Origin of the sequence: Parabacteroides caecihominis (genome assembly GCF_023656785.1) — a bacterium.
Taxonomy (GTDB): domain Bacteria; phylum Bacteroidota; class Bacteroidia; order Bacteroidales; family Tannerellaceae; genus Parabacteroides; species Parabacteroides segnis.
Genome location: NZ_JAMOKS010000006.1, coordinates 151,683 through 178,015, shown reverse-complemented (window position 1 = coordinate 178,015; position 26,333 = coordinate 151,683). Strand labels below are relative to the sequence as shown.

The following is a 26,333-nucleotide window of genomic DNA, read 5'->3' as shown; positions in this document are numbered from 1 at the left end:
TTATGGACATTAGAATTCAAGCAATCCATTTTGACGCTACAGCGCAGTTAGAAGCGTTTATTCAGAAGAAAGTTAGTAAGTTGGAGCAATACTTCGACGGCATAATATTGGCAGAAGTAACATTGAAGGTCGTGAAGCCTGAAGCTGCTAAGAATAAAGAGGCTGCTGTACGTTTAAAAATAAAGAATGGCGATTGCTTTGCGGAGAAGGTAAACGACACTTTTGAAGAGTCAATTGACGAATGTGTTGAAGCTTTGGAAAAGCAATTAGTTAAATTCAAGGAAAAAATCAGAGCCAAATAAAAAAAACGGTAGATAAATTTGGTATGTAAGAAATAATATCTAAATTTGCAGCCGTTTCGCCTACCCGACGAAACGGCTTCTTTTAGAAAGAAGGTTTGCCTCTTTAGCTCAGTTGGCCAGAGCACGTGATTTGTAATCTCGGGGTCGTTGGTTCGAATCCGACAAGAGGCTCAAAAGAATTGAAATTTGAAATGGGCAGTTACCAGAGTGGCCAAATGGGGCTGACTGTAACTCAGCTGTCTTTCGACTTCGGTGGTTCGAATCCATCACTGCCCACTACTAAGGAACAATTCTAAGCGAGAATTGGTTCGTGAAAGATTTAAAATTGCGGAAGTAGCTCAGTTGATAGAGCATTAGCCTTCCAAGCTGAGGGTCGCGGGTTTGAGCCCCGTCTTCCGCTCTTTTTATTTCGCCTGTGTAGCTCAGCGGTAGAGCACTTCCTTGGTAAGGAAGAGGTCCCGAGTTCAAGTCTCGGCACCGGCTCAAGATGATATTTAGAACATGATCATTAATCAAATAAAGAACAATTAAGTTATGGCAAAAGAGAAATTTGACAGATCGAAACCACATGTGAACATTGGTACGATTGGTCACGTTGACCACGGTAAAACAACTTTGACAGCTGCTATCACAACAGTATTGGCAAAGAAAGGTCTTTCAGAACTGCGTTCATTCGATTCTATCGACAACGCTCCTGAAGAAAAAGAAAGAGGTATTACAATTAACACTTCTCACGTAGAGTATTCGACTGCAAACCGTCACTATGCTCACGTAGACTGTCCGGGTCACGCCGACTACGTAAAGAACATGGTAACTGGTGCTGCTCAGATGGACGGTGCTATCATCGTAGTTGCTGCAACTGATGGTCCTATGCCTCAGACTCGTGAACACATCCTGTTGGCTCGTCAGGTAAACGTACCGAAGCTGGTTGTTTTCATGAATAAATGTGACATGGTTGACGACGAAGAAATGTTGGAATTGGTTGAAATGGAAATGAGAGAACTTCTTTCTTTCTATGATTTCGATGGTGACAACACTCCGATCATCCGTGGTTCTGCTCTGGGTGCATTGAATGGTGACCCGAAATGGGAAGACAAAGTTATGGAGTTGATGGAAGCTGTTGATACATGGATTCCTCTGCCTCCGCGTGATGTAGATAAACCTTTCTTGATGCCGGTTGAAGACGTGTTCTCTATCACTGGTCGTGGTACTGTTGCAACAGGTCGTATCGAAGCAGGTATCGTAAAAGTTGGTGAAGAAGTTCAGATCATCGGTCTGGGTGCTGACGGAAAGAAATCAGTTGTAACTGGTGTTGAAATGTTCCGTAAGCTGTTGGATCAGGGTGAAGCTGGTGACAACGTAGGTTTGTTGCTTCGTGGTATCGACAAGAACGAAATCAAACGTGGTATGGTTATCTGCCATCCGGGTAAGGTTAAAGAACACTCTCGCTTCAAAGCTGAGGTTTATATCTTGAAAAAAGAAGAAGGTGGTCGTCACACTCCGTTCCACAACAAATATCGTCCTCAGTTCTATATCCGTACATTGGACGTAACAGGTGAAATTACTCTTCCGGAAGGAACTGAAATGGTTATGCCTGGTGATAACGTAACAATCGACGTTGAACTGATCTACCCGGTAGCTTGTAACGTAGGTCTTCGTTTCGCAATCCGCGAAGGTGGACGTACAGTAGGTGCTGGTCAGATTACAGAATTAGAAAACTAATTCATACATAATACATGTAGCCAGTCTGTAACAGGACTGGCTCTTTTACGGAAGTAGCTCAGTTGGTAGAGCACTGGTCTCCAAAACCAGGTGTCGGGAGTTCGAGCCTCTCCTTCCGTGCTAAAAATCTATAGATTCGATGAAAAAGATAATTACTTATATTAAGGAATCTTATAACGAACTTGTTTATAAAGTTTCTTGGCCTACTAGAACAGAGCTTTCCAATAGTGCTGTGGTTGTTATGTTTGCTTCCCTTATAATTGCAGCAGTAATCTTTGTTGTGGACTTAGGCTTCGAAAGCGTAATGCGTTTCTTCTACGAGAAAATCTTTTAATCAGTTTTAGATATGTCTGATATCCAAAAGAAATTTTATGTTCTGCGTGCCATCAGTGGTAAGGAGAATAAAGTCAGAGAGTATCTCGAGGCTGAGTTGAAGAACACAGATCTGGGTGAATATGTCAACCAGGTTCTGATACCTACGGAGAAGACTTTTACGGTGCGTAATGGTAAGAAAGTGATGAAAGAAAGAGCTTACTTGCCAGGTTATGTATTGGTAGAAGCAGCATTAGTCGGAGAAGTCGCTCATCGATTAAGAAACATTCCCAATGTAATCGGATTTTTGGGCGGGTCTGATAACCCGGTCCCGTTGCGTCCTTCTGAAGTGAATCGTATTTTAGGTACGGTTGACGAATTGCAGGATCAACAGGAAGAACTGGATGTCCAATTTTATGTTGGCGAGAGTGTTAAGATCACCTTCGGACCGTTCAGCGGTTTTACGGGTGTAATCGAAGAAGTCAACGCCGAGAAAAAGAAACTTAAAGTGATGGTGAAGGTCTTCGGACGTAAAACCCCGCTTGAGTTGGGCTATATGCAAGTTGAGAAGGAGTAATGCTTTTGTTACGAGAAGTATTTTCTTTCTGTTATTGATGTTATATATCTAAATTTTAGAAAAATGGCTAAAGAAGTTGCTGGACAAATCAAATTGCAGATTAAAGGAGGAGCAGCAAACCCTTCTCCCCCAGTAGGACCTGCCTTAGGTTCTAAGGGTATTAATATTATGGAGTTTTGCAAGCAATTTAATGCCAGAACCCAAGACAAGGCTGGTAAGATATTACCTGTGGTAATTACTTACTATGCTGATAAGTCTTTCGACTTTGTCGTTAAAACCCCTCCTGTTGCTATCCAGTTATTGGAAGCATCTAAACAGAAGAGTGGTTCTGCTGAGCCGAACCGTAAGAAGATTGCAGAAATCTCTTGGGATCAGGTAAAAACTATTGCAGAAGACAAACTGGTCGACTTGAACTGTTTTACTGTTGAAGCTGCCATGAAAATGGTTGCCGGAACAGCTAGAAGTATGGGTATCACTGTTAAAGGGACATTCCCGGGTAATAATTAATAAACTTCAATTGAAATGAGTAAACTGACAAAAAATCAAAAGTTGGCTTTGGGCAAGATTGAAGCTGGGAAAGCATATACATTAAAAGAAGCATCAGCATTAGTAAAAGAAATTACTACTTCTAAGTTTGATGCATCTGTAGATGTGGATGTTCGTTTAGGAGTTGACCCCCGTAAGGCCAATCAAATGGTTAGAGGCGTGGTTTCATTGCCTCACGGAACAGGAAAACAAGTTAGGGTTCTCGCATTATGTACACCAGACAAGGAAGCTGAAGCAACTGCTGCTGGAGCTGACTATGTTGGCTTGGATGAGTATATTGACAAAATTAAAGGTGGTTGGACTGATATTGACGTTATCATCACTATGCCTTCTATCATGGGTAAGATCGGTGCTTTAGGTCGCGTATTAGGCCCTCGTGGTTTGATGCCTAACCCTAAGAGCGGTACGGTTACCAATGAAATAGGCAACGCAGTGAAGGAAGTTAAGCAAGGTAAGATCGACTTTAAAGTAGACAAATCTGGTATCGTTCATACATCAATCGGAAAGGTATCTTTCAATGCCGATCAGATTCGTGATAACGCTAAGGAATTTATTTCAACTCTTTTGAAGTTGAAACCGTCTGCAGCTAAAGGTACATATATAAAGAGCATTTATCTTTCTAGTACAATGAGCGCGGGTATTAAGATTGACCCGAAATCAGTTGAAGAAAACTAATTTAAAATTGTTGGACAATGAAAAAGGAAGATAAAAGCATAGTTATAAGCCAGCTTACAGAGACTGTAAAGGAATATCCTAATTTCTATTTGACTGATATCGAAGCATTGAATGCTGAGAAAACAAGCAAATTGAGAAGAGAATGTTTCAAACAGGAAATTAAGTTGGTTGTTGTTAAGAACAACTTGCTTAAAAAAGCACTGGAAAATGTAGAAGGTGATTTCTCACCGCTGCAGATTGCTTTGAAAGGCAATACAGCTGTTATGTTTTCACAGACAGCTAACGCTCCTGCTCGTCTGATAAAAGAATTTACTAAAGGTGCCAAGAAAGGCGAAATCGCTAAACCGGAATTGAAAGCAGCCTATGTACAGGAAAGCTTCTATGTCGGTGCTGAAAACCTGGAAGCCCTTGTAAATATCAAGAGCAAAAACGAACTTATCGGCGACGTTATTGCATTGTTGCAATCTCCGGCGAAGAACGTTATTTCTGCTCTTCAGTCATCAGGACAAACTATCCATGGTCTGTTGAAGACTTTGGAAGAAAGATAATTATTTAATATTTTACAGTAAACAATCATTTAAATCATACAAAAATGGCAGATTTGAAAGCTTTTGCAGAACAATTAGTAAACCTGACCGTAAAAGAAGTTAGCGAACTGGCTACAATCCTTAAAGAAGAATATGGTATTGAACCTGCTGCTGCAGCTGTTGCTGTTGCTGGTCCTGCTGCTGGTGGCGCTGCTGCTGCAGAAGAAGAAAAGACTTCTTTCGATGTAATTTTGAAAGCACCCGGTGCAAACAAATTGGCTGTTGTTAAGGCAGTAAAAGAATTAACTGGTCTTGGTTTGAAAGAAGCTAAAGATTTAGTTGACGGTGCACCTAGCGCAATCAAAGAAGGAATCGCTAAAGCTGACGCTGAAGGATTAAAGAAACAGTTGGAAGAAGCTGGAGCTGAAGTTGAGCTTAAATAGTATTTATAACCTGGTTTCCAGGTGATTTGGTTAAGAGTCTCCCTCAAAGGAGATTCTTAACCTTTTTGTGTCTATAATTTCAATAAGTTCAATAAATTCCTTACTAGATGTCTTCAACAGCTGAAAACCAAAGAGTTAATTTTGCTTCGATTAAGAATCAGTTTCCGTATCCGGACTTTCTCGAAGTTCAATTGAAGTCATTCCAAGACTTTCTTCAACTTGACACACCTCCTGAGAAGAGAAAGAAGGAGGGTTTGTATAAGGTGTTTGCAGAGAATTTTCCTATTGCAGATACCAGAAACAACTTTGTGTTGGAGTTCTTAGATTACTATATCGATCCGCCCCGTTACTGCATAGATGAATGTATTGCGCGTGGATTAACCTATAGTGTGCCTTTAAAAGCAAAGTTAAAACTGTATTGTACAGACCCGGATCATGAGGATTTCGATACGGTTATCCAGGATGTATATCTGGGCCCGATCCCTTATATGACTGATCGCGGAACTTTTGTGATAAATGGTGCTGAGCGTGTTGTTGTTTCACAGTTACACCGTTCTCCGGGTGTATTCTTTGGTCAGAGTACACATGCTAACGGTACGAAATTGTATTCGGCACGTATCATTCCGTTTAAAGGCTCATGGATCGAATTTGCAACAGACATAAACAATGTGATGTATGCATATATCGACCGTAAAAAGAAATTACCTGTAACTACCCTTTTAAGAGCTATTGGTTTTGAAAGCGATAAAGATATTCTTGAAATCTTTAACCTGGCTGAAGAAGTAAAAGTTTCGAAAGCAAACCTGAAGAAACTGATCGGTCGTAAGCTGGCTGCCCGTGTATTGAAAACCTGGGTGGAAGATTTCGTAGATGAAGATACTGGCGAAGTTGTTTCTATTGAACGTAATGACGTTATCATTGACCGTGAATCGGTTTTGGATAGCGACAGTATTGAAGCAATTCTGGAATCTGGTACACAAAATGTATTATTACATCGTGAAGACCAGAATCTTTCAGATTATGCAATCATCTATAATACGCTTCAGAAGGACCCCAGTAACTCTGAAAAAGAGGCTGTATTGTATATTTACCGTCAGTTGCGTAATGCAGAACCTGCAGACGAAGCAAGTGCCCGTGAAGTTATACAGAACCTGTTCTTCTCTGAAAAACGTTATGATTTAGGTGAAGTAGGCCGTTATAGGATTAATAAAAAGTTGAACCTTACTACCAGTGATGATGTTAAGGTTCTGACAAAAGAAGATATAATCGAGATCATCAAGTATCTGATCGAATTGATTAACTCAAAAGCGATCGTGGATGATATCGACCATTTAAGTAACCGTCGTGTTCGTACTGTTGGTGAACAGTTATACAACCAGTTCGGTATCGGTCTGGCTCGTATGTCACGTACTGTACGTGAGCGTATGAACGTTCGCGACAATGAAGTATTTACTCCGATCGATTTGATTAACGCGAAGACTATCTCTTCTGTGGTTAACTCTTTCTTCGGAACGAATGCTTTGTCGCAGTTTATGGACCAGACAAACCCGTTGGCTGAAATTACTCACAAACGTCGTCTGTCTGCCCTTGGACCGGGTGGTTTGTCAAGAGAGCGTGCCGGATTCGAGGTTCGTGACGTTCACTATACACACTATGGCCGTCTTTGTCCGATTGAAACACCGGAAGGACCGAACATTGGTTTGATCTCTTCTCTTTGTGTGTATGCAAAAATCAATGACCTGGGATTTATTTCTACCCCATATCGTAAAGTAGTAGATGGTAAGGTAGATTTTTCAGAAGATTCTTTGCAATATTATACAGCGGAAGAGGAAGAAGAAATGACCATTGCACAGGGTAATGCTCCGTTGGATGAAAACGGTAAGTTTATTCTAGAAAGGGTGAAAGCTCGTTTTGAAGCAGACTTCCCTGTTGTGCCGCCTTCAGAAGTAGACTTGATGGACGTTGCTCCGCAGCAGATTGCTTCTATCGCAGCTTCTTTGATTCCGTTCCTGGAACATGACGATGCTAACCGTGCATTGATGGGATCTAACATGATGCGTCAGGCAGTTCCTTTGTTGCGTACGGATGCACCGATCGTTGGTACAGGTATTGAAGCACAGGTTGCTCGCGACTCCCGTACTCAGATCATGGCAGAACGTGCCGGTGAAGTTGTTTTTGTTGATGCAACTTGTATCAAGATTAAATATGACCGTACTGAAGACGAAGATTTCGTAAGCTTCGAAGATGCGGTTAAGACCTATGTTATTCCGAAGTGGCGTAAGACTAACCAGAGTACGACTGTAGACCTTCGTCCGATTTGTCACCGTGGCCAGCGTGTAGAGGCTGGTGATATCCTGACTGAAGGTTATTCGACTCAACAGGGTGAACTTGCTTTGGGACGTAACGTGAAAGTGGCTTACATGCCTTGGAAAGGTTACAACTATGAGGATGCTATCGTACTGAACGAACGTATGGTTCGTGAGGATTTCTTTACTTCTGTTCACGTGGATGAATATATCCTTGAAGTTCGCGAAACTAAACGTGGTATGGAAGAGCTTACATCCGATATTCCTAATGTTAGTGAAGAGGCTACAAAGGATTTGGATGAAAGAGGTATCGTTCGTGTGGGTGCCCGTATCGAACCGGGTGACATTCTGATCGGTAAGATTACTCCGAAGGGCGAATCAGATCCTTCTCCTGAAGAAAAATTGCTGCGTGCAATCTTCGGTGATAAGGCTGGTGATGTGAAAGATGCTTCTTTGAAAGCGACTCCGTCTCTTCGTGGTGTTGTTATCGATACGGCTTTATTCTCAAAAGCTGTTAAGAAACGTAAGTCAAGACTGACAGATAAGGCTATTCTTCCGAAGTTGGATGAAGAATACGAAATGAAGATGGCTGACCTGAAGAACTTACTGGTAGAAAAGTTATTGACGCTTACTAACAATAAAGTTTCTCAGGGTGTTAAAGACTACATGAATACTGAAGTGATTGCGAAGGGCGCTAAGTTTGGTCGCAAGGCTTTGGAAGATCTGGATTACAATGCTGTTCAGGTTAGTAAATGGACTGCTGATGCTGATAAGAACGAACTTATCAAGCAGGTGATCCTGAACTATCTGAAGAAATATAAAGAACTGGATGCTGAACTGAGACGTAAGAAATTCGACCTTACTATCGGTGATGAACTGCCGACAGGTATCGTTCAGATGGCGAAGGTTTATATTGCTAAGAAACGTAAGATTCAGGTAGGTGATAAGATGGCCGGTCGCCACGGTAACAAAGGTATTGTTTCCAAGATCGTTCGTCAGGAAGATATGCCGTTCCTGGAAGATGGAACTCCGGTTGATATCTGCTTGAACCCGCTGGGTGTGCCTTCCCGTATGAACCTGGGACAGATTTTCGAAGCTGTATTAGGTTGGGCCGGTAGAACGATGGGAGTGAAGTTTGCTACTCCGATTTTCGACGGTGCATCACTGGATGACTTGAATGCAATGACTGACAAAGCCGGTATCCCGCGGTATGGTAAATCTTACTTGTACGATGGTGGAACCGGTGAGCGTTTCGACCAGCCGGCAACAGTAGGTGTTACTTACTTCCTGAAACTGGGGCACATGGTTGATGATAAGATGCACGCCCGTTCAATCGGTCCGTACTCTTTGATTACTCAACAGCCTCTGGGTGGTAAAGCTCAGTTTGGTGGTCAGCGTTTCGGAGAAATGGAAGTTTGGGCACTGGAAGCCTTCGGTGCCGCACATGTTCTTCAGGAAATTCTTACAATTAAGTCTGACGACGTTGTAGGACGTTCTAAAGCTTACGAAGCAATTGTGAAGGGTGATCCGATGCCACAACCGGGTATTCCGGAATCTCTGAATGTATTGCTCCATGAGCTGAGAGGTTTAGGTTTAAGCTTTACTCTGGATTAATTCAACAACAATATAAGTAGGTGGGTTTCGGCTCATCTACTTTATCTATTGATAACTCTTTATAAATAAACAATATGGCCTTTAGAAAAGAAAACAAGATAAAGAGTAACTTTTCAAAAATAACCATCGGTCTGGCTTCTCCTGAAGAGATTCTTGAAAACTCTAGTGGTGAAGTTCTGAAACCGGAAACGATTAACTATCGTACGTACAAACCTGAGCGCGACGGTCTTTTCTGCGAACGTATCTTTGGTCCGATCAAGGACTATGAGTGTCATTGCGGAAAATATAAACGTATCCGTTATAAAGGTATTGTCTGCGATCGTTGCGGGGTAGAAGTTACAGAGAAGAAAGTGCGTCGCGAACGTATGGGACATATCCATCTGGTTGTTCCTGTCGCTCATATCTGGTATTTCCGTTCTCTACCCAACAAAATCGGGTATCTGTTAGGCTTGCCTACCAAGAAACTGGATTCTATCATTTATTATGAACGTTATGTGGTTATTCAGCCGGGTTGTGTAGACACTGTTGCTGAATTAGACCTGCTTTCGGAAGAAGAATACTTGCAGATTCTGGATAACCTGCCAAAGGAAAACCAGATGCTGGAAGATACGGATCCTAACAAGTTCATTGCAAAGATCGGTGCTGAAGCCGTTTATGATTTGCTGGCTCGTCTGGATTTGGATTCTCTATCTTACGAACTGCGTCACCGTGCAAGTACGGACGGTTCACAGCAACGTAAGAACGAAGCGTTGAAACGTTTGCAGGTTGTTGAATCTTTCCGTGCATCCAGAGGCCGCAATAAACCGGAATGGATGATCGTAAAGGTCGTTCCTGTTATTCCGCCGGAATTGCGTCCGTTGGTTCCGTTGGATGGCGGACGTTTCGCTACATCCGACTTGAATGATTTGTATCGTCGTGTTATTATCCGTAATAACCGTCTGAAACGATTAATCGATATTAAGGCTCCGGAAGTAATTTTACGTAATGAAAAACGTATGCTTCAGGAAGCTGTGGACTCTCTGTTCGACAACTCTCGTAAATCGAGTGCCGTTAAGACAGATGCTAACCGTCCGTTGAAGTCTCTGTCTGACAGTTTGAAAGGTAAACAAGGTCGTTTCCGTCAGAACTTGTTGGGTAAACGTGTTGACTACTCTGCCCGTTCGGTTATCGTTGTAGGTCCTGAATTAAAAATGCATGAGTGCGGTCTGCCGAAGAATATGGCTGCCGAACTTTATAAACCTTTCGTTATCCGTAAATTGATCGAACGCGGTATCGTTAAAACGGTTAAATCTGCCAAGAAGATCGTGGACCGTAAGGAACCGGTTGTTTGGGATATCCTGGAATATGTAATGAAAGGTCACCCTGTGTTGCTGAACCGTGCACCGACACTGCACCGTTTGGGTATCCAGGCATTCCAACCTAAACTGATCGAAGGTAAGGCTATCCAGTTGCACCCGTTGGCTTGTACGGCATTCAACGCCGACTTCGACGGTGACCAGATGGCTGTTCACTTGCCTTTAGGAAATGAAGCTGTACTGGAAGCACAGATGCTGATGCTTGCTTCTCATAACATTTTGAATCCGGCTAATGGTGCGCCTATCACCGTTCCTTCTCAGGACATGGTGCTTGGTCTGTATTATATCACCAAGATGCGTAAGGGTACATTAGGAGAAGGTCTGGTATTCTACGGACCGGAAGAAGCGACTATTGCATATAACGAAAAGAAAGTAGATATCCATGCACCTATCAAGGTTTACGTTGATAACGTAGAAGAAGATGGCAAGCTGGTTCGTAAAATGATCGAAACATCTATCGGCCGTTTGATGGTAAATGAATTCGTTCCTTTCGAAGTTGGTTATATCAATGAAGTATTGGGAAAGAAATCTTTGCGTGATATTATCGGTAAAGTAATCAAGATATGTGGTGTTGCCCGTACGGCTCAGTTCCTGGATGATATCAAGAACCTGGGTTACTACATGGCATTTAAGGGCGGTCTGTCATTCAACTTGGCCGACGTGCTTATTCCGCCAGAAAAAGATGACTTGGTAAAAGAAGGTTACGATGAAGTGGAACAGATTCTGGCTAACTATAGCATGGGTTTCATTACCTTCAACGAACGTTACAACCAGATTATCGATACATGGACACACGTCAACAGTAAGTTGTCTAATATTTTGATGAAGCAGCTGACAAATGACAATGACGGGTTTAACTCTGTATTCATGATGATGGACTCCGGTGCCCGTGGTTCTAAAGAACAGATTCGTCAGTTGTCCGGTATGCGTGGTTTGATGGCAAAACCGCAGAAGAGTGGTGCTGAAGGTGGTCAGATTATTGAAAACCCGATCCTTTCAAACTTTAAAGAAGGTTTGTCTGTGTTGGAGTACTTCATCTCTACCCACGGTGCTCGTAAAGGTTTGGCCGATACCGCGTTGAAGACTGCCGATGCTGGTTACCTGACTCGTCGTCTGGTAGACGTATCGCATGACGTTATCATCAATGAAGAAGACTGTGGTACGCTTCGTGGTCTGATTTGTACGGAATTGAAGAATAACGAAGAAGTTATCGCTTCTCTGTATGAACGTATTCTGGGACGTGTATCTGTTCATGATATACAGCATCCGTTGACTGGTGAATTGATTGTTGCTGCCGGTGAAGAAATTCGCGAAGACGCTGCTAAGCAGATCCAGGATTCTCCTATCGAAAGTGTGGAAATCCGTTCGGTACTTACCTGTGAATCCAAGAAGGGTGTTTGTGCTAAGTGTTACGGACGTAACCTGGCTACAGGCCGTATGGTTCAAAAGGGTGAAGTTGTCGGGGTTATCGCTGCACAGTCTATCGGGGAGCCGGGTACACAGTTGACACTGCGTACATTCCACGTCGGTGGTATCGCGTCTAACATTGCAACAGAAAACAGTATTACATCTAAATATGACGGTATTCTGGAAATCGACGAACTTCGTGCCGTAGAAGCTGATGATGCATCAGCAGGCAGGAAGTATCAGGTAGTAGTAAGCCGTCTGGCTGAAATGCGTATCGTTGATCCGAATACGAAGATTGTATTACTGACTCATAATATCCCTTACGGTTCTAAATTGTTCTTTAATAACGGAGACAAGATCAGCAAGGGTGACGTAATTATTGAATGGGACCCGTTCAATGCTGTTATCGTATCGGAAGTTTCCGGTAAGATCGAATTTGAAAGCGTTGTAGAAGGTGTTACTTACAAAGTTGAAAGTGACGAAACTACAGGTTTGAAAGAAAAGATCATTATCGAATCTAAGGATAAGACAAAAGCTCCGGCTGCTCACATCGTTGATGAAAACGGTAATTATCTGAAAAACTATTCATTGCCGTTGGGTGCTCACGTTGTCAAAGAGAACGGCGATCCTGTTAAGGCTGGTGAAGTTTTGGTTAAGATACCGCGTGCAGTAGGTAAGGCTGGTGATATCACCGGTGGTCTTCCCCGTGTTACCGAGTTGTTTGAAGCTCGTAACCCGTCTAACCCGGCTGTCGTTTCTGAAATCGACGGTGAAGTTGGATTCGGTAAGATCAAACGTGGTAACCGTGAAATCACTGTAACCTCTAAGTTGGGTGAAGTGAAGAAGTACATGGTGCCATTGTCAAAACAGCTTTTGGTTCAGGAAAATGACTATATCCGTGCTGGTATGCCATTGTCCGACGGTGCTATCACTCCTTCGGATATCCTTGCTATCAAGGGCCCGACGGCCGTTCAGGAATATATCGTGAACGAAGTACAGGACGTTTACCGTCTGCAGGGTGTGAAGATTAACGACAAACATTTCGAAGTTATCGTTCGTCAGATGATGCGTAAGGTAGAAGTGGTTGATCCGGGAGATACCCGCTTCCTGGAACAGCAGGTTGTTGATAAGCTCGATGTAATGGATGAAAATGATCGTATCTGGGGCAAGAAAGTTGTCTTGGAACCGGGAGATTCTCAGACAATGCAGGCTGGTCAGATCGTAACTGCCCGTAAGCTGAGAGACGAAAACAGTATGTTGAAACGTCGTGACATGAAACTTGTAGAAGTTCGTGACGCTGTTCCTGCTACTGCAAATCAGATCCTTCAGGGTATTACACGTGCTGCATTGCAGACAAACAGCTTTATGTCTGCCGCATCTTTCCAGGAGACTACGAAGGTGTTGAACGAAGCTGCTATCAACGGAAAGGTAGACCGTCTGGAAGGTTTGAAAGAAAACGTTATCTGCGGTCACTTGATCCCGGCTGGTACAGGTCAGAGAGATTTCGACAAGTTGGTTGTCGGCGCTAAAGATGAATTTGAACGTATCTTTGCCAACCGCAAGAATGTTGTAGATTTCAATGCGATGGACAGAGATGATGAGTAAATAGCTTATCATATAATATAAAAGAAGGCTTTCGGTTTATTTCCGGAAGCCTTTTTTGTTTTTAGTAATTTGCTTAATCAGTATAGATATCTTACTTTTGTCTGTCGCCTATATTAACTAAATATATAAAGTATCATGAAAAAGATTTTGTTAAGTATTCTGTCTGTATTATTGTTTGCAGGCTTTTTGTCGGCTAAACAGCCGGATGCTCTGAAGGTAATGACGTTCAATATTCGTATGGATACGAATGCTGACGGAGATAATCAGTGGAGTAACCGAAAGGATTTAGCAGCTAATCTGGTTAAATTTTATAATACGGATATCTTTGGAGCGCAGGAAGTATTAAATCACCAGCTTACGGATCTTTTGACACGTCTGCCGGAATATGCCTATGTCGGTGTTGGCCGGGAAGATGGAAAGACCAAAGGTGAGTATGCTCCGATTATCTATAAAAAAGACCGTTTTGAACTTGAAGACAGTGGTAATTTCTGGTTGGCGGAAGATATGAATGCCGTAGGTAAAAAAGGCTGGGATGCCGCTTGCGAACGTGTTGCTACCTGGGGTATCTTTAAAGATAAAGAATCCGGGAAAAAGTTTTTCTTCCTGAACACTCATCTGGATCATATGGGAAAAGTAGCCCGCCATGAGGGAGCTTCATTAGTTCTGGACGAAGCACATAAGCTCTCTAAAGGCTTACCGGTTATTGTGACAGGCGACTTTAATGCGACTCCGGATGATGATCCGATAAAAGTATTGACAGATACAAGCGATCCGCGCCATGTGATCCATACCCGTGAAGTGGCAGATTTGAAATATGGCCCGGAATGGACTTTCCATGACTACGGACGTATTCCTCTTGAAAAGAGAGAATGGATCGACTATATTTTCATGAAAGGAGACATAAAGGTTTTGACTAACGGTGTGCTTACGGATACACTTAATCATCTTTATCCGTCCGATCATTGTCCGGTTATTGCAACTTTGGTAATTAAATAGAAAATATTGGTCTGTAATGAAATGCACTTCGGAGCAAATCTATTTATGACCTATTTTATATGTGTTTTATTTTGTTAATTATCGGAGAAATATAAGTTAATGACTAATTTGTGTTTGGTGTTTTTTTCTACAGTTTGTATCTTTGTATCGTTCTGAATGTAGATATACATCTGAACAGAAAAAAACCTTAACCTAAAAGTCAGGATAATAAATATTAAACACAATAAGGTATTTTTTTTACATTGGTCTAAAGAATTGAGAATTAAAAACACAACTGGAAAAGGGTCGCCTGTGAAGGTGGCCCTTTTTATTTCCAATATATTTCATGGATACTTCTTATATCAGTATATTTGCGTTCGATTTGTTAAACATAAAACATAAAGAAAATGGAGAACAATAACAAACCTTCTAACGAGATACAGGTAGAACTGTCAGAAGAAATGGCACAGGGTACTTATGCAAACCTGGCAATTATTTCACATTCAACATCAGAGTTTATACTCGACTTTATCCGTGTGGTACCGGGAGCTCCGAAGGCACAGGTGAAAAGTCGTGTGATCCTGACTCCGGATAATGCGAAGCGCTTGTTTTTTGCATTGCAGGATAACCTGGCAAAATATGAAGAACAGTTGAAAGGAGGAAATAAGACGGCTAATTTTGAAGATTTTATTCCACCGATGGGAGGCGTTCAGGGAGAAGCCTGATTTCTCGTGTTTCTTAAACTAAAAAGGGATCGTTTCAATTATCAGAAACGGTCCCTTTTTAATTTTTTGAAGCTTGTGTGTGTTACTCCATCTTCTTGTTGATAACAATGTGACCGACGTAACCAAGGATGATGACTGCCAAACCTGCGATAAGGATAGTGTTGGTTACACCTCCGGTAATAGCCGGTACAGCAAGGATGATTACACCGATTAGGAGTACGATTACCCCAAGATTTTTGACTAATTCGCTCATGGTTATAGATGTTTTTATAATAATTTTCTTTTCTACCGCAAATAAAGTAATAATAACCCGATTGCAAAAATATTTTAGAATAAAAATAATGAATCCATCAAATTTAGCGGTTATATTTGTAGGATCAATACAGTTATATATGATACGAATACTTTACTTAGTTTATTTATGGCTGTTTTTTGTGCCTGTCTTTCTGGTGCTCACGATCGTTACAGCCTTAACTGTCATCGCTGGTTGTTTGCTGGGGGGAGAAAAGATTTTTGCTTATTACCCGGGTATGATCTGGTCCCGGCTGACGTGTTATCTGGCACTCTGTCCGGTAAAAGTAAGAGGTCGGGAAAATATAGATCGTAAACAATCATACGTGTTCGTCTCAAATCATCAGGGGGCATTTGATATTTTTCTTATTTATGGTTTTCTGGGCGTCCCGATCAAGTGGGTGATGAAGGCCGGGATTGGAAAGATTCCTTTTGTGGGAGCCGCCTGTCGTGCTGCTGGTTTTATATTTGTGGATAACTCTACGCCTAAAGCAGCAGCCCGCAGTGTGCAGGAAGCGGAACGATGCCTGAAAAATGGTGCCTCTGTTGTTGTCTTTCCGGAAGGTTCAAGGACCTATACCGGGAAAATGATCCGTTTTAAAAAAGGTGCTTACCAGATGGCTCTCGATCAACATTTGCCGATTGTGCCGATTACATTGAACGGACCTTTTGATGTCTTGCCGATCGGATCGCTGAATGTGCACCGGCATAAAATGGAGATGATCATTCATCCGGCTATTTCAACGGAAGATATGGACCCTTCCCATAAAGGGATGCAGCAATTTGCAGACCGGACGCAGGCGATCATTACTTCTGCCTTATGGGAGAAGTATAAGTGAAATTAGTTCCATGCTTTCAATAAACCAGTCTTGGTTACACCCAGACTGAACCCGACACTCTTGCCCAGCATCGTTCCGGTATCGGCTGCTACTGATCCGGTAAACTGCCATCCTTTTAACCGGGGATGCGTGTAGTTGATATCGACCAGGCTGGAAGTGCCGTATTTCTTATTCAGATATGGGAAATAAGAGGTCCCCCAACCGTTCATTGCCGTGAATAATACGCGGTAGGACAGGAGGGCGTTAATATTGCCTTCTGCTCCAAAATGCCAGCTTTTAACACGATTGTTCTCAAAGCCTAAAGTACCGTCTGTGTTATATTCCGGTGCGGGAATCAGTGGTGAACCTACTCCACGGTTAAAATAAGAAAAACCTGTCCGGTATTCTCCATTATTATAATAATCATCGTTTCCGCCTCCTCGGCCGCCTTTCCATTTATCACGGTCGAATGTGATAAAGTGCATCGGTCCACTTTGATTCATTGTTACCAGATATTCGGCTACAATTTTATTTAGCCAGGGAATAGTCGGTAAATCGACTTGAATACCCCATAAGCCGTCCGTTTTATTGGCAAATTCCATCCCCGACTTATCATTGAAATAATGTTGATAATAAAAATGTCCTCCCCAGTCCTTTTGTGTGTAACTTAATTTGAAATCGTAAGAACCGTAGTGACTACCCAATACGTTAATCTGATCGGAATCTGTAGCATCTTCACCTCCCTTTTGTCCAAAAATGACTCTTATGAAATCTTTAAAAGATTGTGGTTGCTTGCCGATTCTAGGATTAGTGGAAGTACCTCCCCATTGGGCAAAATGCTGAACACCGGCTGTGAAGGATAAAGGAAAATTATTTTCTGTGTCCTTGATACGGAAGAAGAAGGATTTATGATGCCATAATACATTCTTCACATAAGTCTGTTTCGAGTTGGCGAAATCTTTCAGGTAATCGGTATCGAATGACTTGCCGACGGCAAAATCACCTCTCACCTGTAGCCACCCTTTAGTTAAGGGAACTAATGTAAATTCAGGCATACTGATATTAATTTCCGGGATAGGACGGGCATTAGCCGATTGAGTCATATCACCCGAACTCAGGTTACGGTCCCATAACGAATTATACCGTTCCTTACTTCCAATGCTGAGCAGCATGCTTCTGTATCCTATTTCCGCATAAGCCTGTTGAATGAAAACATTACGGTGGCGTGGTACGGCTGCAACGAGATCCAACCCTGCGCCCCAGTAGAACTTCGAACCGAAATGCTGGTTATGAAAAACTCCTGCATTTAAAAGCCCGTTTCCTGCATCCAACGGAACAACTCCATAGCGGTTGCTGACCATCCAGAACGGGGTGTTCGAACCGGTTGCTGCCGAACCGAACAGCTCGGCTTTATAAATCGTGGAATCTTGTATCTTGTTGATCTGGGAATAACTGCGAACAGAAATACTAAGCAAACTTATTCCTATTAATATAATATGTAAGGCTTTCATTTAATTTACTTTTTTGTCCGCAACAAAGGTAATGATAAATATAATGCTTCAAGAGACTCATTTAAAAAAGAAGCTTAAGCATTATAAAAATACAAATATAATTGTATCTTTGTTGTCACTGCTTGATTTACAACGTTTGATATGGATGATAAGCTACTTTTGTTTGAATTTCTTGATGCTGAAAAGTATAGAATTTCATTATCTTTGGGGGAATGTCAGTTAGATTCCAAACCTTTAGGGAGGAATGAGGCAGGCATAGTCTTCAAAGCGAGAATGAATGGAAAAGATGTTGCCTTGAAATTCTTTTTGTTTAATGGTGATGACTCAAGAAAAGGGAAGTGGTTAAATAAACTTAAAGCAAGATACCTGGAAATATCGCTTTTGGAGACAAGAAATAACATTGTCCAGTATGCCGACTTTGATATCGTGACTGTCGAAGGGGAGGAAATACCGGTCCTTGTGATGAAATTGTATAAATGTTCGTTGGAAGAATACCGGAGTATACTTTCGATGGATACTTTCCTAAAGTTGTTCCGTTTCCTGACGAACACCGTACAGTTCCTGCATAGCATGGGAATCAGCCATGGAGCTATAACTCCCCGTAATATCCTGGTGGACGATCATAATGATTTTGTCCTGACGGATGTCTCTATCCTGGAGAATAACGATGCCGGTTATTCAGATATCACCGCGATCGGAGAGGTACTGCAATGGTATGCTTTCGGAAATACCAGCAACGACGCTGGCATAAGCAAGGTTTTCCCGGCATTGAAACTGTATGACCAGATCGTGGAACGTTGCCTGACACAGGATAACAGCCGGCGCTTCCGTTCGGTGGATGAGATATTGGCTTTTGTAGAGATCCAGAAAGAACGTGATCCGAGTGAATTATTGAAAGAGTTCAGCCTGATCTGCCGGAAGAACTTTCCTAAGGAACTTCCCGAGTTTGTCCATTGTTCGGACCAGGCAAAGATCACAAAACTCTTTTCCGAGTTTGTCTCCAGAAAAGACTTCTTTGGCAGCAACCTGATCTATTTCACGGATGTGGAGCGGAATGTCTTTTCTCCTCAGATATGCAAGAACGGATATATCAAGTTCGATAACTCAGCACAATATAAGGTATTGGATATCTGGATTCACAGTGACAGCGATATGCGAAACGACTATATCCTGGTTCACCATTCGAACACACTGCCCGAAAAGGTAAACGGCAAGGATGTGTACCGCTGGGCCGTTTATGAAGAACGTACACAGATCACCTGGGAGGAAGCGATGAACGGTTTCGCCGAAAGCGACGGGGATATTATCGCACTGGACCGGACTAAAATTGAGTTTTACAACCGCATCTCCCGTGAGGGGTATACTTTTATCGCGCTGAACCATCTGCATAGCCTGGCTTCTCCCGCCAATGCCGGGACGTTACGCGATTACTTTTTCCGTTTTAGCTTTAGTTATGTCAACCGTTACATTCTGGAAGATATGAATAACCAGATGAAGCAACATATCTCGGCTCTCGGCAGAAAATGATCAGAAGCCTTTCCGGTTCATCCAGTCGAAAACCGTCCGGTAGGTGTGGTCGCGGGATTCTTTTTCGGAGAGTATCAGGTCATGGATGCCGTTCGGTATCGTGTCGCGGGTCACATACTCTCCCAGCTTCGGAGCATACTTCTGAATATCGTGTACATCCAGTACTATGTCGGAAGATAGATATTCGTTATGCCATTCTTTAGTCTCCGGATATGACTTGTCGGACGACATGACCAGAACCGGACAATCCAGGTGCAGGCCTTTCCTTACTTTTCGTTGCCCTTCCTGAATAGCCTTTATCCAGCCAGCCTTTTTAGGATGCCCGTTAATCATCTTCCAGTTTGTATCGTATTCCCATTCCCCTTTGAACTGCTTCAACAGGCTGTGTGCGTAAGATGCAATACCATAGCCTTGTACGGTCAGGTTCGGCAAGAATCTCCCTATAAATGCCACAGCCGGAATAGCAACCTTTTCCATAAACCATCCGAAGTTCCAGTCGAGGAAAGGACTGTTCAATATCAACCCGTCGACCGGAAGGTTATCCTTTTTGCTATCCAGGTATAATGGTGTGATCAATCCTCCCGTGGAATGGGCCATCAACAGGATTCTGTCATTCCCTTCCGAACGTATGGTTGCCAGTGCCGTATCGATATCCGCGAAATACTCCGTAAGGCTTTTGCAGAAAAACGGATTCTGGTTGGGGAGGATGGAACGCCCGTATTTTCGCAGGTCCATCGCATAGAAGTTGTAGCCGTGTGCATTCACGCTATCGCCCAGTTGCTTCTGAAAAAAGTAATCGTTGTAACCATGAATATACAGGACCGCCTGTTTTACATCGGGCAACTGGGGCTTCTTGACCAGCGTACAGACCACTTTCCCTTCGTAATCGTCAGGCATTTGAAAAGTACGACGCAGGTATCCGTCTCCCAGCACATCGGGTACATATTGGGCATACAGGCTGACTGCCAGTAGAATAAGTAAAGATGTAAAATAAAGTTTGCGTCTCATAATCGTTTTCCTTTTATAACCGCGACGGGTATATCATTGTTCCGGTCGCAAAGGTAGGTAAACAATTAGAACGGAAGACATCGTATTTTAATCTTTTCTATATTACTATTTAGTTCTTACCTCTTGTATTTTTATTCATTCCGGCATGCATAAATTTAATTTTGAGCATGCCGGAAATTAAATTTATGCATGCTGAAAATTGATTTTTAGCTTGCTCAAAAGAAATAGAATAAGGGAGAAAAATACGAAAAGTCTATGACAAACAAACTAAATAGTCATGTCTTTCCGGTTAGTTTGATTTATGCCGTTCTTTATTTCATTAAATAAAATAATTGTGTACTTTTAGGACTTCATTAATAATCAATAGGGGGAGATAGTTATGAGACGTTTTTATTCTTTGTTACTGATGGTACTGTGTTGCGCCGGTTTGTTTGCCAAGACGAAGAAGGCAGTGTATATAATCATCGACGGGGTTCCTGCCGACCAGATCGAGAGACTGCATACTCCGGCGATTTTTGATATAGCGTCGAGGGGAGCCTATGGCAGGGCTTATACCGGAGGTGAGATAGGAGGATATTCCCAGACCGCTACGATCTCGGCGATCGGATATACTAATTTGCTGACATCTACTTGGTTTAACAAGCATAATGTGGGCGGCAATTCGGACTTGAAACCCAATTATAACTACTGGACTATCTTCAGGATCGCGAAAGAACAACCCAAAGAGTATAAAACAGCCATTTATTCCAGTTGGACGGATAACCGTACCGTGTTGATCGGGGAGGGGAAGAAGGAAACAAACAATCTTAAAATAGATTATGTAAAAGACGGTTACGACCTGGATACAATTCGTTTTCCTAAAAAGGAGAAGGATTTGCATATCTTCGATATAGATGAACAAATATCGAAGGATGCCGCAGAAGGTATCCGTAAAGAGGCGCCCGACCTGAGCTGGGTTTATCTGTGGTATACCGACGACGCAGGGCATATTGCCGGAAACGGGGCTTTCTTCGACGAATATGTCCGGAAGGCCGACAATCAGGTTGCCCGTATCTGGGAAGCCGTCAAGTACCGCGAAGCAAACTTTGATGAAGAATGGATGGTTGTTGTTACCACCGATCACGGACGCGGAGAAAATGGTCACGGTCACGGGGGGCAGTCCTGGCGCGAACGTACTACCTGGATTTCGACCAATATCCCTGTAAACAGTCATTTTACAAAAGGCTCCCTGGCTATCACGGATATCGCTCCTTCCATTTGCCGTTATATGGGATTTGAAATTCCGCAGGCTGTACTTTGGGAGCAGGACGGCATGCCGTTTATCGGGCAGACCGATATTTATGATTTGCAAACCCTGCCTTATAATAATACGGTGGAGTTGTCCTGGAAATCCTATACAGGAAATGCCCCGGTCGCAGTCTATGCCGCTTCCGCTAATAAGTTCAGGGAAGGCGGAAAGGATGAGTGGACTAAGCTCGCGGAACTTCCGGCCGGCGTGAAAAGTTATACGGTCGATCTACAGGTTTTACCGGCATCGCAGTTTTATAAGTTCGTTGTCGTGTCTCCGGGCAATCATCTGAACCGTTGGTTACAGAAATAGCTGGATTACAATAGGTCTAACCTTTGGTTATTAACCGGTTATTCAGTATCAGGTTGAAGATGTTATCCTTTAGGTTCCGGGCTACGGGTATTTTGTATGAGTTTACGTTCAGCAGATTTCCGTCGATAGCATTTACCTGGTTGATATTTACAATATATGACCGGTGGGTCTGTTGAAAGATATCCTGTGGCAACGATTCATGGATCTGTTTCAGGGTGGTGTACACTATTTCTTTAGAGGACACAGTTTGGATGATAACATAGTTTTCCATGCTTTCGATAAAGAGGATATCTTTGAACAGAATCTTCTTCAACTGCTTGTCGCTCTTTACGAATATGTAATCGTCAGCTTCTTTCTGTTCTGTTTGCAACAGGGCGTGAATCCTGTTTGCTGATTTTAGGAAGCGATCGAAGGATACCGGTTTCAGAAGATAATCCACTACTTCGAACTCATATCCTTTAAGGGCATATTGCTCATAAGCCGATACGATGATAACCTTAGGCGGGTTGGTTATGTTTGATAGCAATTCCAGTCCTGTCATTTCAGGCATTTCAATATCGAGGAAGATAAGGTCGACCTGTTGGTTCTTCAGCATTGTGTTTAACTGAATAGCATCTTCACATTCGCCGACCAGTGTGAGAAATTCTATTTTTTCGATATAACCCCGTAACCCCTTTCTAGCCATGGGTTCATCATCTGTTATGATACATTTTATTTTCATGTCAGTTTGTGCTTATAGTAAGTTTAGCAACAAACAGATTTTCTGTTTGTTTAATCTCTAAGTTGTATTTATCAGGATACAGAAGGTCGAGCCGTCGTTTTAAATTCTCAATGCCTATCCCTTTTTTCTTTTTGGTGCTCTGCGATTGGGATATTGAATTTGTTATTTCAAACAGAATTTGTCTCCCGTCTGATTTCATTTCCAGTTGTATTCTGTATTCACCTCTTACATATTTAAAAGCATTTTCAATTAAAGGCTGAAACAAGAGAGGGTGTATCTTCTGATCTTTCAACTCCGGATCGAAATACAGATCCAGCACGAGCCTTTCGGTCATCCGTAACTGCTGAAAAGCAATATATGATTTAAGATAACTTATTTCCTGTTCCATTCTCACCTCCTTTTCTATATCATAGAGCTGATAGCGTAGCAGGTCGGATAACTGTTCGATACTTTGTTTGGCTTCCCCGTTTGTATCCTCTACCTGAAAATAAATGGTATTTAAGGCATTGAACAGGAAATGCGGATGGTATTGCGATTTAAGGAATTTCAGTTCGGTTTCTAGCTGATCGACTTTAACCTTTTCCAGTTGAAGGTTTTGCTCAATGAAACTTTTGAATAAAATGCCATTGCGCACCAGCGTATAATATAGAAACAGCATAAGAGATACAACCACATTAATCAGTGCCGATTCCCCCCATTTAAAAGTGTCATTCAAGTTTACACAAAACTGAATAAATGTGTGTGTGATATTTAAGAGGGTAAAATTTATTAGAAAAACCAACACATATTCTTTCCAGCTTGCTTTCTTCTTATCTTTGCTTTTATTGATAGAATAGCGTGCTATTCGTTGATAAATAAAACTTCCCAGAAAGAATGTGGTAATGGTTATACCCATAGCCAGTAAACGGGCTCTAAAAGCAAACGGATTAAATTCCCATATTCGCTCATTATAAGCAATATCCACAACAATAAACATGCACAATGTAAGTGTTAACGCGATAAGTAAGGAATTAATCCAGTCATGCTTTAAGTTCATTTGTTTTTATCTTTAATGTTACAAGCCTATTCGTTTACTTTCTTCGATCCTATTTGCCTTTTGGGATTTCTTTATCTCCCTGCCACGATTAAAACGGTAACCGAGCGATATTCCTATCATTCTGCTATCATTCTTTTCTTTAGATGTATAATACAGATAGTTACTGTCTATACTGACACGGGGACGAAGAGAATGAAAGATATCGTGAGCGTAAATATACATACTAAATTTGTCTTTAAACAGGTTTTTGCGAACTCCGAGCGATAGTGTCCATAAAGATTTCACCCTGGTTTGTCCTTCGATCATCTTGCCGCTATAAAATCCTTGAACTTCTCCTCCCCATCCGTAGGGTAGCCTGAATTGATTGCTGATATGTAACATTGGGGTGATAGCCTCATTTTTTAATGTTTTCCCGGATGCCGTCCAATCGAATTGTTTATAAGTTAAAGAACCATTTATGTGAGCTGTCCACCAATTAAAAGGTTGCAGGTTGTTTAATCCGACTCTTAATCCGAATGAATTATTGCCGGATAAGTTTTGCGGCATAATCATGACGCGGCTATCCTCGACCAGAAAACTAGTAGAGATCGGATTGTTTATATGAGAGTAGAATACATTGAATGAGTAGCGTTTTTTGAACAGCCATGAAATTTCTATATTATCTATTAACTCAGGTTTCAATCCGGTATTTCCTTGCTCATATAAAAACTGATCTCTGACTTCCACGAAAGGATTCATATTCCTGTAATTGGGGCGGACAATACGACGGTTATATGCCATAGACAGACTGTGATTCTCAGATAGTTGATATTGAGCCATCAGAGAAGGAAAAAGGTCTGTATATCTTTTACTGAAAGTAGTGTCCTGAGTGGTCGAACTATAATCGCTTTTTGTATATGTATTTTCTAATCGCAAACCTATTTCTGTTGAAAAGTGGGGAGACCATTTAGCGTTGAATTGAAAATATCCTGCGTTGATGTTTTCATTATAAGCAAAATTACTGCTGAGGTTGTTGTCTTCCTGCCAATTGTCGTCAATCAGGTTTTTATACAAAGCATCGCTTCCAATATTTACGAAAACTGTTTTCAGTCCGGCTTTTATTCCAAATTTCTCAGACATATCATAACTTAAATTAGTTTGTCCGCTGTATATTTTAATATCCCCATTTGTTTTGCCGGACATTGTATCTTCCTGTAATGGTTTGATATGAGTCTGGAAAAAGGATTTCAACAACTGATCGTCTTTCTGGTCAAACAGTTGGAAGTCGAAGGAGGCGTCCCATTTTCCTGCTTTCGCAAATTTGTATACCATATTGGCTCCTCCTGTGATATTGGTGTAGCCGTGATCCAATGCGCTTAACGCTGTTAAAGTAGAATCGCTTTGAGTGCTGTTATTCTTAAAGAAGTCTGATATGATAGTTTCGTTTTTGTCCCGGTTAAACCAACTTGGCGATAAATATGTTCCGACGGTTATTTTATCCGAAAGGTCATAATCTATCCCGGCATTTATAGAATGTCCTCTATATTCCCTTTCTATATCATTAACGAAGTCCTTTCGTAGTTCGAGTGGTTTTAAAGTGACCGGATCTATGTAATGACCGGAGACTGTGAGTTCTATATAGTCTTTCCCCCAGTAATAAGAGTAATCAGCATATATATTCAGTTTGTTATGATGGAAGTTTAAAGATAAATTTTCATATCCTTTGGTATATTTCCCTCTCTCCAAACCGGAAGATACTGCAATGTTTATACCTTGTTCTTTGACTTTCTTTTTCTGGATATTAATCATACCCGAACTACCCGCCGCATCGTATTTTGATGATGGCTGGGATATCAGTTCGATATTTTCAATGGAGTTGGCGGGGATGGAACGCAAGTAATTGACCAGATTTTCCCCTGACAGATAAGTTACTTTATCATTGATCAATACTTTCGCACCTGATTTGCCATTTAGAATAATCGATCCGTCATTTTGAACGATTACTCCCGGCAATTTTTTTAATGCATCCAGTATATTGCCATCCGTACTCAATAATGCGGAAGATAGGTTGATTGTCATTTTCCCTGATTCGACTTTCACCGGGGGACGTTTACCGGTTATAGTTACAGCAGACAACATATAAGAATCTTCTTCCATAACGATGTTACCCAATTCGTTTTTAGTATTTGGTCCGACTTGTTGCTGCATGCTGATCTTTTTTAGTCCCATCATAGAAAATGAAAGGATATAACTGTCTGGTTTGAGATTCGGGATTTCGAATTGTCCGTCCAAATCTGATATAACACCTGTTATGTAGGTTGAATCAGCATGGGTGACTACTACTATTGTTGCACCGGCTACAGGTGCATTGTCTTTGTCTATTACTTTACCTGATATGACGGATTGTGCGGATATGCTGATCGACAGAATCAGTAATACAACCAGGATATACATTTTATTGTATTTCATAACTTTATTGTTTTTTGATTTCTGGCTCAAAACTAATCCGAAGCAATATGGCTATCAAATTAACCTGACGAACGGAATAATTTACTTGATGAAAGGTAAAAAAGTATCTTTCCGGATGATTCCTTTTCTGTAAGGGGAGTGCCTGACAGTTGAAAAAACGGGAGCATAAACTTTCGGTTTAAGAGATATTGTTTAATTTTGCAACTGGGATATTAGAGGAAATGTAGTGCAAGACATAGAAAATGCAGGATTGCCGCCTTATTATCCGGGCCGTTGGGGATT

General features: G+C 41.8%; 21 protein-coding genes and 5 tRNA genes. 20 read left to right on the top strand and 6 right to left on the bottom strand.

The features are described from left to right. The first annotated feature begins 2 nt into the window (after positions 1–2). The 17 genes from hpf (at position 3) to NBH14_RS06620 (ending at position 15,091) form a co-directional block, all read left to right on the top strand. Entirely contained in the window at positions 3–302 is a 300-nt protein-coding gene (gene hpf / locus NBH14_RS06700; protein WP_007654185.1) for a ribosome hibernation-promoting factor, HPF/YfiA family, read from the top strand. A 97-nt stretch (positions 303–399) separates the two neighbouring features. Then, positions 400–473: transfer RNA gene (locus NBH14_RS06695), tRNA-Thr, on the top strand. A gap of 22 nt (positions 474–495) precedes the next feature. Continuing rightward, positions 496–578, top strand: a tRNA-Tyr gene (locus NBH14_RS06690). 51 nt (positions 579–629) lie between these two features. After that, a tRNA-Gly gene (locus NBH14_RS06685) sits at positions 630–702 on the top strand. Positions 703–713: 11 nt separating this feature from the next. Continuing rightward, positions 714–785: transfer RNA gene (locus NBH14_RS06680), tRNA-Thr, on the top strand. A gap of 51 nt (positions 786–836) precedes the next feature. Next, complete coding sequence (tuf, locus tag NBH14_RS06675; RefSeq protein WP_010800484.1) at positions 837–2,024, top strand: elongation factor Tu; 1,188 nt, start codon at positions 837–839, stop codon at positions 2,022–2,024. 47 nt (positions 2,025–2,071) lie between these two features. After that, positions 2,072–2,144: transfer RNA gene (locus tag NBH14_RS06670), tRNA-Trp, on the top strand. A gap of 19 nt (positions 2,145–2,163) precedes the next feature. Then, the gene (gene secE, locus NBH14_RS06665) at positions 2,164–2,358 is read left to right on the top strand and encodes a preprotein translocase subunit SecE (RefSeq protein WP_007654183.1); all 195 of its coding nucleotides are present in this window, start codon (positions 2,164–2,166) and stop codon (positions 2,356–2,358) included. Positions 2,359–2,370: 12 nt separating this feature from the next. Beyond that, complete coding sequence (gene nusG / locus NBH14_RS06660; protein ID WP_010800483.1) at positions 2,371–2,913, top strand: transcription termination/antitermination protein NusG; 543 nt, start codon at positions 2,371–2,373, stop codon at positions 2,911–2,913. A gap of 63 nt (positions 2,914–2,976) precedes the next feature. Then, a complete protein-coding gene (gene rplK, locus NBH14_RS06655; protein WP_007654181.1) occupies positions 2,977–3,420 on the top strand; it encodes a 50S ribosomal protein L11 in 444 nt (147 codons plus the stop codon). 15 nt (positions 3,421–3,435) lie between these two features. Then, positions 3,436–4,134, top strand: a complete 699-nt coding sequence (gene rplA, locus NBH14_RS06650) for a 50S ribosomal protein L1 (protein ID WP_007654180.1) — start codon at positions 3,436–3,438, stop codon at positions 4,132–4,134. Between the two features lie 17 nt (positions 4,135–4,151). After that, positions 4,152–4,682 (top strand): 50S ribosomal protein L10, encoded by a 531-nt coding sequence (gene rplJ / locus NBH14_RS06645; RefSeq protein ID WP_186958333.1) that lies wholly within the window; start codon positions 4,152–4,154, stop codon positions 4,680–4,682. Between the two features lie 44 nt (positions 4,683–4,726). Continuing rightward, complete coding sequence (gene rplL / locus NBH14_RS06640; RefSeq protein ID WP_122356276.1) at positions 4,727–5,104, top strand: 50S ribosomal protein L7/L12; 378 nt, start codon at positions 4,727–4,729, stop codon at positions 5,102–5,104. 107 nt (positions 5,105–5,211) lie between these two features. Further along, positions 5,212–9,024, top strand: a complete 3,813-nt coding sequence (gene rpoB / locus NBH14_RS06635) for a DNA-directed RNA polymerase subunit beta (protein WP_186958332.1) — start codon at positions 5,212–5,214, stop codon at positions 9,022–9,024. 74 nt (positions 9,025–9,098) lie between these two features. Then, positions 9,099–13,391 (top strand): DNA-directed RNA polymerase subunit beta', encoded by a 4,293-nt coding sequence (gene rpoC, locus NBH14_RS06630; protein ID WP_186958331.1) that lies wholly within the window; start codon positions 9,099–9,101, stop codon positions 13,389–13,391. Between the two features lie 135 nt (positions 13,392–13,526). After that, a complete protein-coding gene (locus tag NBH14_RS06625; protein ID WP_186958330.1) occupies positions 13,527–14,387 on the top strand; it encodes an endonuclease/exonuclease/phosphatase family protein in 861 nt (286 codons plus the stop codon). A gap of 386 nt (positions 14,388–14,773) precedes the next feature. Then, positions 14,774–15,091 (top strand): DUF3467 domain-containing protein, encoded by a 318-nt coding sequence (locus NBH14_RS06620; protein ID WP_007654170.1) that lies wholly within the window; start codon positions 14,774–14,776, stop codon positions 15,089–15,091. A gap of 82 nt (positions 15,092–15,173) precedes the next feature. Here NBH14_RS06620 and NBH14_RS06615 read toward each other — a convergent pair whose 3' ends face one another. After that, positions 15,174–15,344 carry a hypothetical protein gene (locus tag NBH14_RS06615; protein WP_007654169.1) on the bottom strand — a complete coding sequence of 57 codons (171 nt, stop codon included), beginning with the start codon at positions 15,342–15,344 and terminating at the stop codon, positions 15,174–15,176. Between the two features lie 139 nt (positions 15,345–15,483). Between NBH14_RS06615 and NBH14_RS06610 the strand changes: the two genes are divergently transcribed. Then, positions 15,484–16,221, top strand: a complete 738-nt coding sequence (locus NBH14_RS06610; protein WP_186958329.1) for a lysophospholipid acyltransferase family protein — start codon at positions 15,484–15,486, stop codon at positions 16,219–16,221. Positions 16,222–16,223: 2 nt separating this feature from the next. Here the strand turns inward: NBH14_RS06610 and NBH14_RS06605 are convergent, their stop codons facing one another. After that, positions 16,224–17,711 carry a capsule assembly Wzi family protein gene (locus tag NBH14_RS06605; RefSeq protein WP_128133169.1) on the bottom strand — a complete coding sequence of 496 codons (1,488 nt, stop codon included), beginning with the start codon at positions 17,709–17,711 and terminating at the stop codon, positions 16,224–16,226. Positions 17,712–17,852: 141 nt separating this feature from the next. Here NBH14_RS06605 and NBH14_RS06600 point away from each other — a divergent pair, with 141 nt between their 5' ends. After that, complete coding sequence (locus NBH14_RS06600) at positions 17,853–19,238, top strand: protein kinase domain-containing protein (protein WP_128133168.1); 1,386 nt, start codon at positions 17,853–17,855, stop codon at positions 19,236–19,238. On the opposite strand, the gene NBH14_RS06595 is transcribed toward NBH14_RS06600, so the two are convergent. Then, positions 19,239–20,246 (bottom strand): alpha/beta hydrolase, encoded by a 1,008-nt coding sequence (locus tag NBH14_RS06595; RefSeq protein WP_128133167.1) that lies wholly within the window; start codon positions 20,244–20,246, stop codon positions 19,239–19,241. It lies immediately after the preceding gene. A gap of 379 nt (positions 20,247–20,625) precedes the next feature. Here NBH14_RS06595 and NBH14_RS06590 point away from each other — a divergent pair, with 379 nt between their 5' ends. Next, positions 20,626–21,846, top strand: coding sequence for an alkaline phosphatase family protein (locus NBH14_RS06590; protein WP_128133166.1), 1,221 nt, complete (start codon positions 20,626–20,628; stop codon positions 21,844–21,846). Between the two features lie 16 nt (positions 21,847–21,862). Here NBH14_RS06590 and NBH14_RS06585 read toward each other — a convergent pair whose 3' ends face one another. From NBH14_RS06585 to NBH14_RS06575, 3 genes are read right to left on the bottom strand one after another with little or no spacing between them, the layout of a single operon-like run. After that, entirely contained in the window at positions 21,863–22,567 is a 705-nt protein-coding gene (locus NBH14_RS06585) for a LytR/AlgR family response regulator transcription factor (RefSeq protein WP_128133165.1), read from the bottom strand. Position 22,568: 1 nt separating this feature from the next. Continuing rightward, the gene (locus NBH14_RS06580; RefSeq protein ID WP_128133164.1) at positions 22,569–23,603 is read right to left on the bottom strand and encodes a sensor histidine kinase; all 1,035 of its coding nucleotides are present in this window, start codon (positions 23,601–23,603) and stop codon (positions 22,569–22,571) included. 18 nt (positions 23,604–23,621) lie between these two features. Beyond that, a complete protein-coding gene (locus tag NBH14_RS06575) occupies positions 23,622–26,051 on the bottom strand; it encodes a TonB-dependent receptor domain-containing protein (protein ID WP_128133163.1) in 2,430 nt (809 codons plus the stop codon). Positions 26,052–26,333 lie beyond the last annotated feature (282 nt).